The organism is Synechococcus sp. R8-2 (genome assembly GCF_047461715.1).
Classification (GTDB): Bacteria; Cyanobacteriota; Cyanobacteriia; order Thermostichales; family Thermostichaceae; genus Thermostichus.
Map to the genome: position 1 here is coordinate 1 of NZ_JANSHQ010000619.1, position 2188 is coordinate 2188.

Here is a 2188-nt window from a genome sequence, read left to right on the forward strand (position 1 = left end):
TAAATTGATGGGCTCTATCGAGCTTGGGTGGCTTCTGTCCTATGATTGGTTGCGAAGGATTAAGCCATTCCATGCACCCTCTGAAAGCGTTGAAAGCGTTGATATTTTGCCTAGCCTTCCTACTGGTTGGACTGATCTACTACTGCACGGTAGAGGCCCAGCCTCTTTTTGAGCTGAACCTGACGGCCACCTCGGAATACAACCTCATTCTCCCCATCGAAAGCATTCGGGTGGTGCGCGGTGCCAATCCCCAAGATTTGCTCATTTATCTATCAGCTCCTTCTGCAGCCTGGATCCATCAAGAAGAGGTGAACGGGCACTATTTGATTGACATCCCCTACGGAGTCATTACCCGTACAACAACCGTCGAGATTGCCTCGGATCTGCCCTATCGACTGAGCTGGGGCAACCAAAATGAGCAGACGGGGCGACTGTTGATTACCCCTGCTCCCCCTCGTGTGGAGGTGTTTCTGCAGCATAGCTGGATCCCGGATCCCGACTTTCTCGATCCGGCGGAAAACAGCCAACCTTTGCAACTGCCCTTGGAAGAAATGCTGGGGCCTTTACTGGAGGTGCCGCCTCGTTCTGCCTTTCTGACCATTGACGATGGCCCCTGGCCCCAATCCACCCCCCGACTTTTACAGGTTTTGGATGATCTTCAGATCCCGGCCACTTTCTTTGTTATCGGCACCCACGTTTCCCGATTTCCAGAATTGGCTCAATTGATCCAGGCCCATCACCACACCCTAGCCAATCATACTTTTACCCACGATTATCAACGTCTCTACGGAAGCAATGAGCTGTTTTATGCTGAGGTGGATCAGACAACCCAACTGCTCAAAGCGTTGAACTTGGATCCCCAACTGGTTGTTCGCCCACCGGGAGGTTTTCGCCTAGACTCTGCTTTGCGCCATTCTTTAGAGCAGGCAGGGTATCGCGTTCTTTACTGGAACATGAGCGCAGAAGATGCCTACGCCGGCCAAAGCGCAGCCCAACTTTTGGAGCGCATTCGAGCCCAGTTGCCGGCGATCCAAGCTTCCGAGCGGCCCCTGGTTTTGCTGCTGCACGATCGCTGGCCCCACACTGCAGAGGCCCTGCCGGATATCGTCGCCGCCATTGAAGGGGCGGGCTATCGCTTTTTGCCCTGGCCGGCCATCAGGGATCCCGTTTGAAGGGCTGGCAACAGGTTTTCTGGCTTGAGGACTCCGACCCGCCTTTGCCGGCTGGGGATGTTCAAAGAAGGGCTGCATCTCGCTCAGCTCAGCAGCGTTGCCCAGAGATAACGGAGGCCTGTGCCTTGACAAGCTTTTCCCCAAGTAGCACATTGAAAGTTTACAGGACTTGGCTGCGGGCCGAGGAAGATGAGCGAGAGGACATTATTCGATAAGGTGTGGGATGCCCATACGGTGCGGATTTTGCCCTCTGGGCAGACGCAGTTGTTCATCGGCCTGCACCTAATTCACGAGGTGACCAGCCCGCAGGCTTTTGCCATGCTGCGGGAGCGCCATCTGCCGGTTCTGTTTCCCGAGCGGACGGTGGCCACAGTGGATCACATCATTCCCACCGACAACCGGGCACGGCCTTTTGCGGATCCCTTAGCGGAGGAGATGATCCAGGAACTGGAGCGCAATTGTCGGCAATACGGCATCCGTTTCTACAACAGTGGCTCCGGTCGGCAGGGGATCGTGCATGTGATTGCCCCGGAGCAGGGGTTAACTCTGCCGGGGATGACCATTGCCTGTGGGGACAGCCACACCTCTACCCACGGGGCCTTTGGGGCCATTGCTTTTGGGATCGGCACCAGCCAGGTGCGAGACGTATTGGCCACCCAAACTTTGGCTTTGTCCAAGCTCAAGGTGCGCCGCATTGAGATCCACGGCAAGTTGGGGCCGGGAGTTTACGCTAAGGATGTAATTCTGCACATCATCCGCAAGCTAGGGGTCAAAGGCGGGGTGGGCTACGCCTACGAGTATGGGGGCAGCGCCATTGAAGCCATGAGCATGGAAGAGCGCATGACCCTCTGCAACATGTCCATCGAGGGAGGGGCCCGCTGCGGCTACGTCAACCCCGATGGGGTGACCTTTGAGTATTTGCGGGGGCGAGAGTTTGCCCCCCAGGGATCCGATTGGGAAGAGGCGGTAGCCTGGTGGAGAAGCCTGGCCAGCGATGGCGATGCCCGCTACGACGA

2 protein-coding genes are annotated in these 2188 nt (G+C 56.7%); both read left to right on the plus strand.

Going from position 1 to position 2188, the window contains the following annotated elements:
- The first annotated feature begins 71 nt into the window (after positions 1 to 71).
- Positions 72 to 1172: a polysaccharide deacetylase family protein gene (locus tag NW819_RS13135; RefSeq protein ID WP_414414014.1), complete on the plus strand. Its 1101-nt coding sequence runs from the start codon at positions 72 to 74 to the stop codon at positions 1170 to 1172.
- A gap of 189 nt (positions 1173 to 1361) precedes the next feature.
- Positions 1362 to 2188 (plus strand): aconitase family protein (locus NW819_RS13140; RefSeq protein WP_414414015.1); only part of this gene is annotated, 827 nt, incomplete at its 3' end.